The following is a 15,181-nucleotide window of genomic DNA, read 5'->3' as shown; positions in this document are numbered from 1 at the left end:
GCAGCGGCGAGACCGAGGTCCTCGCTGAGCAGGGTTTCGAGGGGGGCAATGGCGAGCTCGACGTCGTGCTCGGTGAGGGTGGTCATGGGGCTAGCCTTCCTGGCCATGGCTTGGGAAGGCGAAATGATGATGAGCAGATACCGCTCTGTATGTCGGAACGCGTCGAGGCATCGACGGGAAAGGGATGAGCTAGCGGTACGTTAAATCTTGCGAAATGACCAGTTGCTCAAACAGGGTGTTCATTACCGCACGAAACATCGGTTATCCGGCACTTCGGCATGACCTGAATCGATGGCTTGATGCTCCTGACCATGCGTCATCATCGATAACGCCATCGCTCATATCATTGCCCGTGATAATAACCTTCGCTGCGTTCGATTCGTGCGTCGCGCGCAACACACTCACACTCCGCCCACTACTAATACATTGGCGGAGTTCTCCATGGATCACTCACTCAAACCCTTGCGCTTCCCCCTCGCTGCCCTGGCAGTGGTGGTGCTCAGCGCCTGTGGCCGCGCACCAGACGCCATGCAGGCTCCCGCCGCACCGAAGGTCAGCGTCGCCAAGGTGATCGAGCAGCCGATCAACGAATGGGACGAGTTCACCGGCCGCCTGGAAGCGCCGGAAACCGTCGAGGTGCGCCCACGGGTCTCTGGCCAGATCGACCTGGTGGCCTTCACCGAAGGTGCCCAGGTGAAAAAAGGCGACCTGCTGTTCCAGATCGACCCACGCCCGTTCCAGGCTGAAGTACGCCGCCTCGAAGCCCAGGTGCAGCAGGCCAAGGCCACCGCCATCCGCAGCGCCAACGAGGCCCGCCGTGGCGAGCGCCTGCGCGACAGCAACGCGATCTCCGCCGAGCTTGCCGAGTCGCGCAGCAGCGCCGCCGCCGAAGCCCGTGCCGGGGTCGATGCCATCCAGGCACAACTGGACCTGGCCCGCCTGAACCTGAGTTTCACCCGGGTCACCGCGCCGATCAGCGGCCGCGTCAGCCGCGCCCAGTTCACCGCCGGCAACATCGTCAGCGCCGATGTCACACCGCTGACCAGCGTGGTCTCCACCGACAAGGTGTACGCCTACTTCGACGCCGACGAGCGCGTGTACCTCAAGTACACCCAGTTGGCGCGCGACGGTCAGCGCGGCCAGAGCACCCCGGTGTACCTGGGCCTGACCAACGAAACCGGCAACCCGCACCTGGGCCAGATGAACTTCGTCGACAACCAGGTCAACCCGCGCACCGGCACCATCCGTGGCCGCGCCGTGTTCGACAACCGCGACGGCCAGTTCACCCCCGGCCTGTACGCACGCCTGAAGCTGGTCGGCAGCGCCCAGTACGACGCCGTGCTGATCAACGACGAAGCGGTCGGCACCGACCTTGGCAAGAAGTTCGTGCTGGTCATGGACAAGGACAACAAGGCTGCCTACCGCGCCGTGGAACTGGGACCGAAGCTCGAAGGCCTGCGCATCGTGCGCAGTGGCCTGGGCAAGGACGACCGCATCGTGGTCAAGGGCCTGCAGCGCGTGCGCCCTGGCTCGCCAGTCACCCCGGAGGAAACCCAGATGGCCAGCGAACAGACCCTCGCCGCCCTCGCCCAGCAGCGCCAGGCCCTCGAAGCCAGCAACCCGGCGCCGAAAGTCGCGGGTGCCAACGTCAAAGTCGCCAGCGCCCAAGCGCCACGCGGTTAAGGGACAACACCGATGAACTTCTCGAAATTCTTCATTACCCGGCCGATCTTCGCCGCGGTGCTGTCGCTGGTGCTGCTGATCGCGGGCTCGATCTCGCTGTTCCAGCTGCCGATCAGCGAATACCCCGAAGTGGTGCCGCCCACCGTGGTGGTGCGCGCCAACTTCCCCGGCGCCAACCCAAAGGTCATCGGCGAAACCGTCGCCGCGCCGCTGGAGCAGGCCATCACCGGTGTCGAGAACATGCTGTACATGTCCTCGCAGTCCACCGCCGACGGCAAGCTCACCCTGACCATCACCTTCGCCCTGGGCACCGACCTGGACAACGCCCAGGTGCAGGTGCAGAACCGGGTGACCCGTACCCAGCCGAAGCTGCCGGAAGAAGTGACGCGTATCGGTATCACCGTCGACAAGGCCTCGCCCGACCTGACCATGGTCGTGCACCTGACCTCGCCGGATAACCGCTACGACATGCTCTACCTGTCCAACTACGCCATCCTCAACATCAAGGACAAGCTCGCTCGCCTGGGTGGCGTGGGCGACGTGCAACTGTTCGGCATGGGCGACTACTCGCTGCGGGTATGGCTCGACCCGAACAAGACCGCTTCGCGCAACCTGACCGCCAGCGATGTGGTGGCCGCGATCCGCGAACAGAACCGCCAGGTCGCCGCCGGCCAGCTGGGCGCCCCGCCCGCCCCCGGCTCCACCAGCTTCCAGCTGTCGATCAACACCCAGGGCCGCCTGGTCAACGAGGAAGAGTTCGAGAACATCATCATCCGAGCCGGCGCCGATGGCGAAATCACTCGCCTGAAGGACATCGCCCGGGTCGAGCTCGGCTCCAGCCAGTACGCCCTGCGCTCGCTGCTGAACAACCAGCCGGCGGTGGCCATCCCGATCTTCCAGCGCCCAGGCTCCAACGCCATCGAGATCTCCGACGAAGTGCGGGCGAAGATGGCCGAGCTGAAGAAGGACTTCCCCGAGGGCATGGACTACAGCATCGTCTATGACCCGACCGTGTTCGTCCGTGGCTCCATCGAGGCCGTGGTGCACACCCTGTTCGAAGCACTGATCCTGGTGGTACTGGTCGTCATCCTGTTCCTGCAGACCTGGCGCGCCTCGATCATCCCGCTGCTGGCCGTGCCGGTGTCGCTGATCGGTACCTTCGCGGTGATGCACCTGTTCGGCTTCTCGCTCAACGCCCTGTCGCTGTTCGGCCTGGTGCTGGCCATCGGTATCGTGGTGGACGACGCCATCGTGGTGGTGGAGAACGTCGAACGCAACATCGGGCTGGGCCTGAAACCGCTGGAGGCCACGCAAAAGGCCATGAGCGAAGTGACCGGGCCGATCATCGCCACGGCGCTGGTGCTGTGCGCCGTGTTCGTGCCGGCGGCGTTCATCTCTGGCCTTACCGGGCAGTTCTACAAGCAGTTCGCCCTGACCATCGCCATCTCCACCGTGATCTCGGCGTTCAACTCGCTGACCCTGTCGCCGGCCCTGGCCGCCGTGCTGCTCAAGGACCACCACGCACCCAAGGACCGTTTCTCGCGGTTCCTGGAAAAACTGCTGGGCAGCTGGCTGTTCGCCCCGTTCAACCGCTTCTTCGACCGCGCCAGCCATGGCTACGTCGGTGGCGTGCGCCGGGTCATCCGCTCCAGCGGCATCGCCCTGTTCGTCTACGCCGGCCTCATGGGCCTGACCTACCTGGGCTTCTCGACCACTCCGACCGGCTTCGTCCCGGCCCAGGACAAGCAGTACCTGGTGGCCTTCGCCCAGTTGCCTGACGCCGCCAGCCTCGACCGCACCGAGGCGGTGATCAAGCGCATGAGCGAGATCGCCCTCAAGCAACCGGGTGTGGCCGATTCGGTGGCCTTCCCGGGCCTGTCGATCAACGGTTTCACCAACAGCCCCAACAGCGGCATCGTGTTCACCCCGCTCAAGCCGTTTGACGAGCGCAAGGACCCGAGCCAGTCGGCGGCGGCCATCGCGGCAGCCTTGAACGCCCAGTTCGCCGATATCCAGGACGCCTACATCGCGATCTTCCCGCCACCGCCGGTACAAGGCCTTGGCACCATCGGCGGCTTCCGCCTGCAGATCGAGGACCGTGGCAACCTGGGCTACGAAGCGCTGTACAAAGAGACCCAGAACATCATCGCCAAGAGCCACAACGTGCCGGAGCTGGCGGGCCTGTTCACCAGCTACCAGGTCAACGTGCCCCAGGTCGATGCCGCCATCGACCGGGAAAAGGCCAAGACCCACGGCGTGGCGATCACCGACATCTTCGACACCCTGCAGGTCTACCTGGGCTCGCTGTACACCAACGACTTCAACCGCTTTGGCCGCACCTACCAGGTCAACGTCCAGGCCGAACAGCAGTTCCGCCTCGACGCCGAGCAGATCGGCCAGTTGAAGGTGCGCAACAACCAGGGCGAGATGATCCCGCTGGCGACCTTCCTCAAGGTCAGCGATACCTCGGGCCCTGACCGCGTCATGCACTACAACGGCTTCATCACCGCCGAGATCAACGGCGCCGCAGCCCCTGGCTACAGCTCCGGCCAGGCCGAGGCGGCGATCGAGAAACTGCTCAAAGAAGAGCTGCCCAACGGCATGACCTTCGAGTGGACCGACCTGACCTACCAGCAGATCCTCTCGGGCAACACCGCGCTGTTCGTGTTCCCGCTGTGCGTGCTGCTGGCGTTCCTGGTGCTGGCGGCCCAGTACGAAAGCTGGAGCCTGCCGCTGGCGGTGATCCTGATCGTGCCGATGACCCTGCTGTCGGCCATCACTGGCGTGATCATCTCGGGTGGCGACAACAACATCTTCACCCAGATCGGTTTGATCGTACTGGTGGGCCTGGCGTGCAAGAACGCGATCCTGATCGTCGAGTTCGCCAAGGATGAACAGGCCAAGGGCCTCGACCCGCTGGCTGCGGTACTGGAAGCCTGCCGCCTGCGCCTGCGGCCGATCCTGATGACCTCGATCGCCTTCATCATGGGTGTGGTGCCGCTGGTGTTCAGCTCCGGTGCCGGCTCGGAAATGCGTCACGCCATGGGTGTGGCGGTGTTCTCGGGGATGATCGGGGTGACCGTGTTCGGCCTGTTCCTGACCCCGGTGTTCTTCTTCCTGATCCGCCGCTTCGTCGAGCGTCGCCAGGCCCGCAAGGCCGAGCGCGCACTGCCGCTGGAGAACCATGCATGAACCTGCTCAAACCCCTGACCCCGAGCCTGTTGGCGCTGGCCCTGGCGGCCTGCGCCGTGGGCCCGGACTACAAGGCCCCGGCCACGGAGCCGGCCAGGCTCGACAGCAGCCTTGAAGCCAAGGCCTTCGACCGCAGCCGCTTCGAGAGCGTGTGGTGGAAGCAGTTCGACGACCCGGTGCTGAACCAGCTGGTGCAAGCCTCGCTGGATGGCAACCGCGACCTGCGCATCGCCTTCGCCCGCCTGAAAGCGGCGCGGGCGATCCGCGACGACGCCGCCAACGACCAACTGCCGGTGGTCAACAGCCGCGCCAGCAGCGACCTGGGCAAGGGCCAGATCCCCGGCCAGTCCGAGCGTCGGGTCAACAGCGAGCGTTACGACCTGGGCCTGGACATGGCCTGGGAGCTCGACCTGTTCGGCCGTATCCAGCGCCAGATCGAAGCCAGCGAAGCGCAGGAGGCGGCCGCCGAGGCCGACCTGCAGCAGCTGCAGGTCAGCCTGATCGCCGAGCTGGTGGATGCCTACGGTCAATTGCGCGGCGCCCAGCTGCGCGAGCAGATCGCCGTGGCCAACCTCAAGACCCAGCAGCAATCGCGCGACATTACCGTCACCCTGCGTGACACCGGGGTCGGCAACGAGCTCGATGTGGTGCGCGCCGACGCTCGCCTGGCCGGTGTCGAAGCCACCGTGCCGCAGTTGCAGGCGGTTCAGGTGCGGGCGAAGAACCGCATCGCCACCCTGCTCGGCCAGCGCCCGGACGCCCTGACCGTGGACCTGTCGCCCAAGGCCCTGCCGGCCATCGCCAAGGCCCTGCCGGTGGGCGACCCCGGCGAGCTGCTGCGCCGCCGCCCGGACATCCGCAGCGCCGAACGCCAGCTGGCCGCGGCCACCGCCAATGTGGGCGTGGCCACCGCCGATTTGTTCCCACGGGTGAGCCTCAGCGGTTTCCTCGGATTCACCGCCGCGCGCGGCTCGCAGATCGGCTCGGCCGCCTCCAACGCCTGGGCGCTGGGCCCGAGCATCACTTGGGCGGCATTCGACCTGGGCAGCGTGCGCGCCCGCCTGCGTGGCGCCGAGGCCGATGCCGACGGGGCACTGGCCAACTATGAGCAGCAGGTGCTGCTGGCCCTGGAAGAGTCGGCCAACGCCTTCAGCGACTATGGCAAGCGCCAGCAGCGCTTGCTGGCGCTGATGCGCCAGAGCGATGCCAGCCGCAAGGCCGCCGAGCTGGCCTCGGTGCGCTACCGCGAAGGGACGGTGGATTACCTGGTGCTGCTCGATGCCGAGCGCGAACGCCTGAGCGCCGAAGACGCCCAGGCCCAGGGCGAGGTCGAGCTGTACAGCGGCATCGTGGCGATCTACAAGGCCCTGGGTGGTGGCTGGCAGCCGGAGGTGGTGGCCAGTACGCGCTGAGTGACCTGTTGAATTGAAAGCTCCTTTGGTTGGATCCTCCCCCAACCGTTTGCCCCGATGGCCTTGGTTGTCGGGGCTTTTTTATGGCGGTTTACAAATGCCACCGAATGAACGCGATCGTTTGTAGGAGCGGCCTTGTGTCGCGAAAGGGCCGCAAAGCGGCCCCGACGATCTTCACCTGATCCAGATAGCCGGGGCTGCTGCACAGCCCTATCGCGACACAAGGCCGCTCCTACAGGGATAGCGCTGTATTAGCCGACACTCCCAATAAAATTCGCCAACTCCGCCGTCTTCGGTGCATCGAACAAACGCTTCGGGTCGCCAACCTCATGCACCTTGCCCTGGTGCATGAACACCAGCTTGTCCCCCACCTCGCGGGCAAAGCGCATTTCATGGGTGACCATCACCAACGTCATGCCCTCCTTGGCCAACCCCCTCACCACGCCGAGCACTTCACTCACCAGCTCCGGGTCGAGCGCCGAGGTGATCTCGTCGCACAGCAGCACCTTGGGCGACATCGCCAGCGCCCGGGCAATCGCCACGCGCTGTTGCTGGCCGCCGGACAGCTGGTCGGGATAGGCATCGAACTTGGCTTCCAGCCCTACCCGCTCCAGCATCCTGCGTGCCAGTTGCCGGGCCTCGGCCTTGGGCGTCTTCTTCACCAACTGCGGCGCCAGCATCACGTTCTCGCCCACGCTCAGGTGCGGGAACAGGTTGAACTGCTGGAAAATCATCCCGACCTTCTGGCGCAGGCTGCGCAAGTCGGCGCGTGCCGCGTCCAGGTATTCGCCGTCGACTTCGATCACACCGTCATTGATCGACTCCAGCCCGTTCAAGGTACGCAGCAAGGTGCTTTTGCCCGAGCCGCTTCGGCCGATGATCGCCACCACTTCGCCTTCCTCGATGCTCAGGTCGACGCCCTTGAGCACGTGGTTGTCCCCGTAGTACTTGTGCAACGCAGAAACGCTAACCAGCGGCATGCAGCCTCCTCTCCAGGTGGCGGGCACCCAGCGACAGTGGAAAACACAGGATGAAGTAGCCCAGCGACACCAGGCCGTAGATCAGGAAAGGTTCGAAGGTGGCGTTGGCCAGCATGCCGCCGGTCTTGGTCAGCTCGGTGAAACCGATGATCGAGGTCACTGCCGTGCCCTTGACCACCTGCACCGAAAAGCCCACGGTCGGCGCCACGGCCAGGCGCAGTGCCTGGGGCAGCACCACATGGCGCAGTTGCTCGCCACGGCTCAGCGCCAGGCTGGCGCTGGCCTCCCACTGCCCGCGCGGGATCGACTCGACGCAGCCGCGCCAGATTTCGGCGAGGAACGCACTGGTGAACAGCGTCAATGCCACCGCCGCCGCCGCCCAGGCCGACACATCGATGCCGAACAGGGCGATGCCGAAGAACACGATGAACAGCTGCATAAGCAAAGGCGTGCCCTGGAACAGCTCGATGTAGCCACGGGCCAACACCCGCAAGCAGCCGTTGTCGCTGATCCGCGCCAGCAGCATCAGCAAGCCCATGGCGCCGCCGCAGACGAACGCCACCAGCGACAGCAGCAAGGTCCATTGCAACCCGGTGAGCAGGTTGCGCACGATATCCCACAAGGTGAAATCCATCAGCGTCTCCCCACGATCACGCGCCGGCCAAACAGGTTCAGCAATTGCCGCACGCCAATGGCCATGGCCAGGTACAGCAAGGTGGTGAGCAGGTAGGTCTCGAAGGCGCGGAAGTTACGCGACTGGATGAAGTTGGCGGCGAACGACAGCTCTTCGGTGGCGATCTGCGAACACACCGCCGACCCCAGCATGACGATGACGATCTGGCTCGACAGCGCCGGCCACACCTTGGCCAGGGCCGGCCGCAGGATCACGTGGCGGAACGTCTCGAAACGCGTCATCGCCAGCGCCGAGGCGGCTTCCAGCTGCCCACGCGGGATGGCCTGGATGCCGGCGCGGATGATCTCGGTGGAATAGGCGCCAAGGTTGATCACCATCGCCAGCACCGCCGCTTGCCATTCGCTCATGCGCACGCCAAGGGCCGGCAAGCCGAAGAAGATGAAGAACAGCTGGACGATGAACGGCGTGTTGCGGATCAGCTCCACATACACCCCGAACAGCCAGTTGAACGGCCGTAGCTGCCAGGCCCGCACCAGCGCGCCGACGATGCCCAGGGCAACGCCTGCGAGGGTGCCGATCGCGGTCAGTTCCAATGTGAACAGCGCGCCCTTGAGCAGCAGGTCGCCCTGCTGCAATGCGGCGGCGAAATCGAATTGATAGGCCATCGTTCAAGGTCACTCGAAATCGGCGGGCAACGGTTGCTTGAGCCACTTCTCGGCATTGCGCCCAAGGCTGCCGTCGGCCTTGGCCTGCACCAGGATTTCATCGACCTTGGCGCGCAGCGCCGGCTGCTCCTTGGCCATGCCCACGTACACCGGCGAGTCCTTGAGCTTGAGCTTGAGCACCGGCACCTTGGCCGGGTTCTTCGCCGCAATGGCCGACATCACCACGCTGCCGCTGGCGATCAGGTCGACCTGCCCGGACAGGTAGGCGGCGATGGTCGAGTTGTTGTCTTCGAAACGCTTGATGGTCGCGCCTTGCGGGGCCACCGCGCTCAGCTCCATGTCTTCGATGGCGCCACGGGTGACGCTGATGGTCTTGCCGTTGAGCGCATCGAGGCTGTCGATCCTGCTGGCTTCGGGGCCGAACACGCCGAGGTAGAACGGCGCGTAGGGTTTGGAGAAGTCCACCACCTTCTCGCGCTCCGGGTTCTTACCCAGGCTCGAGATCACCAGGTCGACCTTGCCGGTGGTCAGGAAGGGGATGCGGTTGGTGCTGTTGACCGGGGTAAGGGCCAGCTTTACCCCGAGCTTGTCGGCCAACAGTTGCGCCGTGTCGATGTCCAGGCCGCGCGGTTTCAGGTCGGGGCCGACCGAGCCGAACGGCGGGAAATCCTGGGGCACGGCAACCTTCAGCACACCGCGCTGGCTGATGTCGCTGAGGGTATCGGCGTGGGCGATCGACTGCATCAGGGCACTGCCACACAGCAGTGTGGCCAGCAGGCATTTGCGCATAGTGTTCATGGTCAAGACCTCGGGTGGTGATGGGCAGCTGTTTGCTGAACCCTTGCAGCCGACGTGCCATGACGCTGCAAAACACCGGGAAATCGCCCGCAGGCCTCGTGCTTGGCGGTATTACTGGTCTGAACAGTTGACGCCCTCGTGCCCGCCATCCTGCCGAAAAATCCCCGTTAAATGGCAGCGACCGCGCCGTTGCACCAGCACAGGGCCAAACTTGCGTGCACGGTAAAGAACGTCGTAAAACGGCAGCTTCTTTGATTGGATGGGTCTGTACCGATGCTCGACACCCCCCTTCGCGGCGCCGTTCCCGAACTCGCTTTACAGGCCATCCAGCGCCTGATCGACGAGGGCGAATACCAGCCGGGCGACGCACTGCCCGCGCAACGCGAACTGGCGCAGAACCTGGGGGTCAGCCGTGCGTCACTGCGTGAGGCTCTGTCATCCTTGAGTGCCATGGGCGTGGTCAGCGTGCAACCGGGCAAAGGGGTGTTCGTCAAAGCGCAGAAAGCTGAGCAGCCAACCTCGGCTTCAGGATTTGCCTGGCCGTTTGCAGCCCAGGTATCGGCCGCCGATACCTTCCAGTTGCGCTATGTGCTCGAAGGCTTTGCCGCTGGCCAGGCTGCCAATGGCCTGACCACCGAGGCCCTCGATGCACTGGCGGAGAATGTCGAAGCCATGGGCATCGAGTTGAAGGCGCGCAACTTCGAAGCGGCGGCGCGCCTGGACTTCGCCTTTCATCGGGGCATTCTCGAGGCCAGTGGCAACCTGGCAATGCTGCAGATAGTCATGGCCAGCGAGGCCATTTACATAGAGAGCCAGAAGTTGCCATTCATTCGCCCGGAACGGGCCATGGAAACCTGGAAAGAGCATAAGAAGATCCTCAACGCGCTGGCCAGGCATTCGGCCCCTGCCGCGCAGAAAGCCATGCAGGAACATATCCGTAGTGCCGCCTTGCGTACCGGGATCGTATTCTCGGCCTGAGCGGCCGCCCTCCCCGTATTGGTTCAAAAACACCAACGCCGGCCTGCCACGCCCCGTTTTGGCGCGGGCCCGCCTGGCAGGCCGTCAGCACGCAAACAAACCCACCCCGCCTCCCCCAGCCAAAAGCGTCGCTTTATTGAATAAATAAAGCGCGCCAGCGATTGTTTTTAAAAATAATCAGCTGATTCGCGGCTTATTGGATTTCCGGCACTTCCATTGCAAAGACTTTGTTTACCTGCGCAACGCATCGCCCGCTCGACGCGCAGCAGGAAGTTGTCAACGCACACTGAGGTGCCGATAAAAACCAGAACTCATTTTTGCTCGCAGGATCTCGCATCGTGAAATAGCCAAGTTGCAGGAAAATGCCGTGGGTTTGTGCGGCAAGGAGTGCGGTATGTCCCGAGCTTTTTTCAATGAAATGTATGACGCCGACGGTGCCTGCCGTCCCCACTACCAGCCGTTTGCGCGCTGGCTGGCAGACACACCGCCCGAGCTGCTGGCGCAGCGCCGGCGCGAAGCGGACTTGCTGTTCCACCGCGCCGGCATCACCTTCACCCTGTATGGCGACGAACAGGGCACCGAGCGCCTGATCCCCTTCGACATCATCCCCCGCAGCATCAAGGCCAGCGAATGGCAGAAAGTCGAGCGTGGCTGCATCCAGCGGGTGCAGGCGTTGAATCTGTTCCTGGCCGACGTCTACCACGACCAGCACATCCTCAAGCAAGGCATCATCCCAGCCGAGCAGGTGCTGGCCAACGAGGGCTACCAGATCGCCATGCAAGGCCTGAACTTGCACCGCGACCTCTACGCCCACATCGCTGGCGTCGACCTGGTGCGCGACGGCGATGGCAGTTATTACGTGCTCGAAGACAACCTGCGCACGCCCAGCGGTGTGAGCTACATGCTCGAAGACCGCAAGATGATGATGCGCCTGTTCCCCGAGCTGTTCGCCAGCCAGCGGGTGGCGCCCATCGACCACTACCCCAACCTGCTGCTCGATACCCTCAAGAGCGCCAGCCCGCTGGAAAACCCCACCGCCGTGGTGCTGACCCCGGGCCGCTTCAACAGCGCCTACTTCGAACATGCCTTCCTGGCCCGTGAAATGGGTGTGGAACTGGTGGAAGGCGCCGACCTGTTCGTGCGCGACGACCATGTGTTCATGCGCACCACCGCCGGCCCCAGGCAGGTGGACGTGATCTACCGGCGCCTCGACGATGCCTACCTCGACCCACTGTCGTTCAACCCCGACTCGATGCTGGGGGTGCCCGGCCTGATCGCGGCCTACCGCTCGGGCAACGTGGTGCTGGCCAATGCCATCGGTACCGGGCTTGCCGATGACAAATCGATCTACCCCTATGTCGACGCGATGATCCGCTTCTACCTCGACGAGGAGCCGATCCTCAACAACGTGCCGACCTGGCAGTGCCGCAACCCCAAGGAGCTGTCCCACGTGCTGGCCCACCTGCCGGAGTTGGTGGTCAAGGAAACCCAGGGCTCCGGCGGCTACGGCATGCTGGTCGGGCCGGCGGCCACGGCGGCAGAAATCGAAGACTTCCGCGCGCGCCTCAAAGCCCGCCCCGAAGCCTACATCGCCCAACCCACCCTGAGCCTGTCGACCTGCCCGACCTTCGTCGAGAACGGCATCGCCCCGCGCCATATCGACCTGCGGCCCTTCGTCCTGTCGGGCAGCGAAACCCGCCTGGTGCCCGGCGGCCTGACCCGGGTGGCGCTGCGCGAAGGCTCGCTGGTGGTGAACTCGTCCCAGGGTGGTGGCACCAAGGACACCTGGGTAGTGGAGGACTGACACATGCTTTCAAGAACCGCTTCGGACCTCTACTGGATGTCCCGTTACCTGGAGCGCGCCGAGAACCTGGCGCGCATGCTCGAAGTCAGCTATTCGCTGTCGCTGATGCCCCAGGCCGGGCGCAGCGACGGCCGCGCCGAACTGGCCATGTCGTTGCTGGCGGCCGGCACCCTGGATGACTACAACCAGCGCCACGCTGAGCTCGACACCGCGCGCATGCTGCATTTCTTCGCCTTCGACGAGACCAACCCCGGCAGCATCTACTGCTGCCTGCAGGCGGCGCGCACCAATGCCCATGCGGTACGCGGGCGGATCACCGGCGACATGTGGGAGAACATCAACGCCACTTGGCTGGAGATGCGCAACATCGCCAGCAACGGCCTGGCACGCTATGGCATGAGCCAGTTCTGTGACTGGGTCAAGGAGCGCTCGCACCTGTTCCGCGGCGCCACGGCGGGCACCATCATGCGCAACGACGCCTACTGCTTCATTCGCCTGGGCACCTTCCTGGAGCGAGCGGACAACACCCTGCGCCTGCTGGATGTGCGCTACGAAATGTTCGGCGAGGCATCGGAAGAGGTCAGCGACCACTCGGCCCGTGGCTACTACCAGTGGAGCGCCCTGCTGCGCGCGCTGTCGTCGTTCGAGGCGTTCAACGAGATCTACCGCAACGCGCCCAGCGCCCGCCAGGTGTCGGAGCTGCTGCTGTTGCGCGCCGATGTGCCGCGCTCGCTGCATGCCTGCATCGAGGAGCTGGACCATATCCTCGCCGGCCTGCCCAGCACCAGTGGCCGCGCCTCGCAGCGCATGGCCGCCGAGCTCAATGCGCGGCTGCGCTACACCGGCATCGACGAAATCCTCGAAGCCGGCCTGCACCCGTGGCTGACCGACTTCATCGAGCGCATTCGCCAGCTCAGCCAGACCGTTCACCACTCCTACCTGGAGGTCGTATGAAGCTCGCCATCCACCACGACACCCGCTACACCTACGCCAACCAGGTGAGCGCCAGCATCCAGTTCCTGCGCCTGACGCCGCAGAGCAACGCCCGCCAGCAGATCCTCGCCTGGCAGGTGCAGATGCCCAAGCAGGTGCGCAGCCAGCTCGACCCCTACGGCAACGTGCTGCACGTGTTGACCCTGGAAGAGCCGCACAGCGCCCTGGCGCTGAGTGCCCAGGGCCAGGTCGAGATCGACCCCACGCTCGAGGTCGAGCACGACAGCCAGTCGCCCTTGCCGTTCCTGCGCACCAGCCGCCTGACCCAGGCCGACGCAGCGCTGATCGACTTTGCCAGGCAACACTGCGCTAGCCGCCGCGACCGTGCCGCGCTGGTCATGCTGATGGAGCGGCTGGCCGAGCGCATGCCGTACAGCCCAGGGGCGACGGCGGTCGACAGCACCGCTGCCGAGGCCTTCGCCGCCGGGGTGGGCGTGTGCCAGGACCACACCCATGCCTTCCTCGCCTGCGCCCGCAGCCTGGGGATACCGGCGCGCTACGTGTCCGGCTACCTGTGCACCGAGGATGCCAGCCACCTGGCCAGCCACGCCTGGGCCGAGGCCTGGCTGGGCGATGGCTGGTACAGCTTCGATGTGACCAACCGCCTGGCCAGGCCCGATCGCCACCTGAAACTGGCGGTGGGCCTGGACTACCTCGACGCCTGCCCGGTCCGCGGCATGCGCCGGGGCGGCGGCGCCGAGTCGATGCTGGCGCAGGTCCAGGTCCGGTCGCTGCTGCAGGGGCAGCAACAGTAAGCCAAGCCCCCCACCGACCCCGTCGTTGCAGTGACGCCGGGGTCATTCAATCTACACAGGTAAATCACATGACGTACTGCGTGGCCATGCACCTGGCCGACGGGCTGGTGTTTGTCTCCGATTCGCGCACCAACGCCGGGATCGACCAGATCTCGACCTTTCGCAAACTGTTCATTTTCAGCACCCCCGGCGAGCGGCTGATCGTCCTGCAGAGCGCGGGCAACCTGGCCACCTCGCAATCGGTGGTCAACTTGCTGCGCCAGCGCTGCAACGGCACGGGCAGCCATCTGCTGAACGTGCGCACGCTGTACGACGCGACCGTGCTGGTGGCCGCGACCATTCGCGAGGTGGTCACCCGCGACCGCAGCAAGCTGGCGAGCAAGGTCGACCTGAGCTGCTCGTTGCTGGTGGGCGGGCAGATTGCCGGTGGGCCCATGGGGGTCTACAGCGTGTATCCGCAAGGCAACTTCATTCAGGCCACAGAGGACACACCGTTCCTGCAACTGGGCGAAAGCAAGTACGGCAAGCCGATCCTCGACCGCAACCTGACCTACCGCACATCACTGGACGAGGCATTGCGCTGTGGGTTGATCTCGTTCGACTCGACCATCCGCAGCAACCTGTCGGTGGGCATGCCGCTGGATTTGCTGGTGTATCGCAAGGATGCGTTCGGGCCGACCCAGAGTTATCGCATTACCCAGGATGATCCTTACTACAGCCAGATTCGCAGCCAGTGGTGTGCGGGGCTGCGGGATTTGCTGGGCGAATTGCCGGCGCCGCCTGGGGAGTACATGGGGTGACCGTTCGCGGGTTTCGGTGAACGGCTGCTAATGCTGGGGGGCGCTTTGCGCCCCGGCAATCACAAGCCAAATGCAAAACCTATCCCTAACGCAACAACACCTGAATCTGCTCATGCAGCGTATCCAGGTCGAACGGCTTGGCCAGGATCGGCGCCTTGCGCGCGATCGGGCTGCCCGACTCGAGGATCTCCGCCGGGTAGCCACTGATGAAGATAACCTTCAGCTCAGGCCGCAACTTCACCGCAGGCTCGGCAATCTCCACCCCGGTGATGCCGCCCGGCAGGCGAAAGTCGGTGACCATCAGGTCCAGGTGCGGTTTGCTGGCCAGGATCGCGAACGCCTGTTCGCCGTCTTCGGCCACCAGCACGTGGTAGCCCTCGCCCGCCAGGTAATCGCGCAGGATCATGCGGATCGCCGGTTCGTCCTCGACGATCAATACGACATCTTGTGCATCTTCGCTCATGACAACGCCTTCACATTCAACTCA

General features: G+C 64.6%; 13 protein-coding genes. 8 read left to right on the top strand and 5 right to left on the bottom strand.

Annotated features, from left to right (window positions below; genetic code table 11):
• The first annotated feature begins 441 nt into the window (after positions 1–441).
• Genes mexE through ABE459_RS15560 form a run of 3 tightly spaced genes read left to right on the top strand, consistent with a single transcriptional unit; the run spans position 442 to position 6,287 of the window.
• Positions 442–1,683 carry a multidrug efflux RND transporter periplasmic adaptor subunit MexE gene (mexE, locus tag ABE459_RS15570; protein ID WP_125463725.1) on the top strand — a complete coding sequence of 414 codons (1,242 nt, stop codon included), beginning with the start codon at positions 442–444 and terminating at the stop codon, positions 1,681–1,683.
• A gap of 12 nt (positions 1,684–1,695) precedes the next feature.
• The gene (locus tag ABE459_RS15565; RefSeq protein WP_346648059.1) at positions 1,696–4,875 is read left to right on the top strand and encodes an efflux RND transporter permease subunit; all 3,180 of its coding nucleotides are present in this window, start codon (positions 1,696–1,698) and stop codon (positions 4,873–4,875) included.
• Positions 4,872–6,287, top strand: coding sequence for a TolC family protein (locus ABE459_RS15560; protein WP_323831121.1), 1,416 nt, complete (start codon positions 4,872–4,874; stop codon positions 6,285–6,287). Before ABE459_RS15565 ends, ABE459_RS15560 begins: the two co-directional genes overlap by 4 nt.
• Before the next feature lie 251 nt (positions 6,288–6,538).
• Here ABE459_RS15560 and ABE459_RS15555 read toward each other — a convergent pair whose 3' ends face one another.
• The 4 genes from ABE459_RS15555 to ABE459_RS15540 are packed head-to-tail and all read right to left on the bottom strand — an operon-like array spanning position 6,539 to position 9,364.
• Positions 6,539–7,267: an amino acid ABC transporter ATP-binding protein gene (locus ABE459_RS15555; RefSeq protein ID WP_258646232.1), complete on the bottom strand. Its 729-nt coding sequence runs from the start codon at positions 7,265–7,267 to the stop codon at positions 6,539–6,541.
• Positions 7,254–7,904 carry an amino acid ABC transporter permease gene (locus tag ABE459_RS15550; RefSeq protein ID WP_189654566.1) on the bottom strand — a complete coding sequence of 217 codons (651 nt, stop codon included), beginning with the start codon at positions 7,902–7,904 and terminating at the stop codon, positions 7,254–7,256. Before ABE459_RS15550 ends, ABE459_RS15555 begins: the two co-directional genes overlap by 14 nt.
• A complete protein-coding gene (locus ABE459_RS15545; RefSeq protein ID WP_323831122.1) occupies positions 7,901–8,566 on the bottom strand; it encodes an amino acid ABC transporter permease in 666 nt (221 codons plus the stop codon). Before ABE459_RS15545 ends, ABE459_RS15550 begins: the two co-directional genes overlap by 4 nt.
• Before the next feature lie 9 nt (positions 8,567–8,575).
• On the bottom strand, positions 8,576–9,364 hold the full coding sequence (locus ABE459_RS15540) for a transporter substrate-binding domain-containing protein (protein ID WP_323831123.1): 789 nt from the start codon (positions 9,362–9,364) through the stop codon (positions 8,576–8,578).
• Positions 9,365–9,637: 273 nt separating this feature from the next.
• On the opposite strand from ABE459_RS15540, the gene ABE459_RS15535 reads away from it, so the two are divergent.
• From ABE459_RS15535 to ABE459_RS15515, 5 genes are all read left to right on the top strand, one after another.
• Positions 9,638–10,342, top strand: coding sequence for a FadR/GntR family transcriptional regulator (locus tag ABE459_RS15535; protein WP_125463718.1), 705 nt, complete (start codon positions 9,638–9,640; stop codon positions 10,340–10,342).
• A 394-nt stretch (positions 10,343–10,736) separates the two neighbouring features.
• On the top strand, positions 10,737–12,146 hold the full coding sequence (locus ABE459_RS15530) for a circularly permuted type 2 ATP-grasp protein (RefSeq protein ID WP_125463717.1): 1,410 nt from the start codon (positions 10,737–10,739) through the stop codon (positions 12,144–12,146).
• A 3-nt stretch (positions 12,147–12,149) separates the two neighbouring features.
• A complete protein-coding gene (locus ABE459_RS15525) occupies positions 12,150–13,100 on the top strand; it encodes an alpha-E domain-containing protein (protein WP_125463716.1) in 951 nt (316 codons plus the stop codon).
• On the top strand, positions 13,097–13,894 hold the full coding sequence (locus tag ABE459_RS15520) for a transglutaminase family protein (protein ID WP_323831124.1): 798 nt from the start codon (positions 13,097–13,099) through the stop codon (positions 13,892–13,894). The genes ABE459_RS15525 and ABE459_RS15520 overlap by 4 nt, the downstream gene beginning before the upstream one ends.
• A 68-nt stretch (positions 13,895–13,962) precedes the next feature.
• Complete coding sequence (locus ABE459_RS15515; RefSeq protein WP_258646228.1) at positions 13,963–14,694, top strand: proteasome-type protease; 732 nt, start codon at positions 13,963–13,965, stop codon at positions 14,692–14,694.
• 85 nt (positions 14,695–14,779) lie between these two features.
• On the opposite strand, the gene ABE459_RS15510 is transcribed toward ABE459_RS15515, so the two are convergent.
• Positions 14,780–15,157, bottom strand: a complete 378-nt coding sequence (locus tag ABE459_RS15510; RefSeq protein WP_125463713.1) for a response regulator — start codon at positions 15,155–15,157, stop codon at positions 14,780–14,782.
• Between the last annotated feature and the right edge of the window lie 24 nt (positions 15,158–15,181).

The organism is Pseudomonas sp. TWI923 (assembly GCF_039673365.1).
In the GTDB taxonomy this organism is placed as follows: domain Bacteria; phylum Pseudomonadota; class Gammaproteobacteria; order Pseudomonadales; family Pseudomonadaceae; genus Aquipseudomonas; species Aquipseudomonas sichuanensis.
The sequence above is the reverse complement of the archived record's forward strand: the minus strand, read 5'-3'. Positions and strand labels throughout refer to the sequence as shown.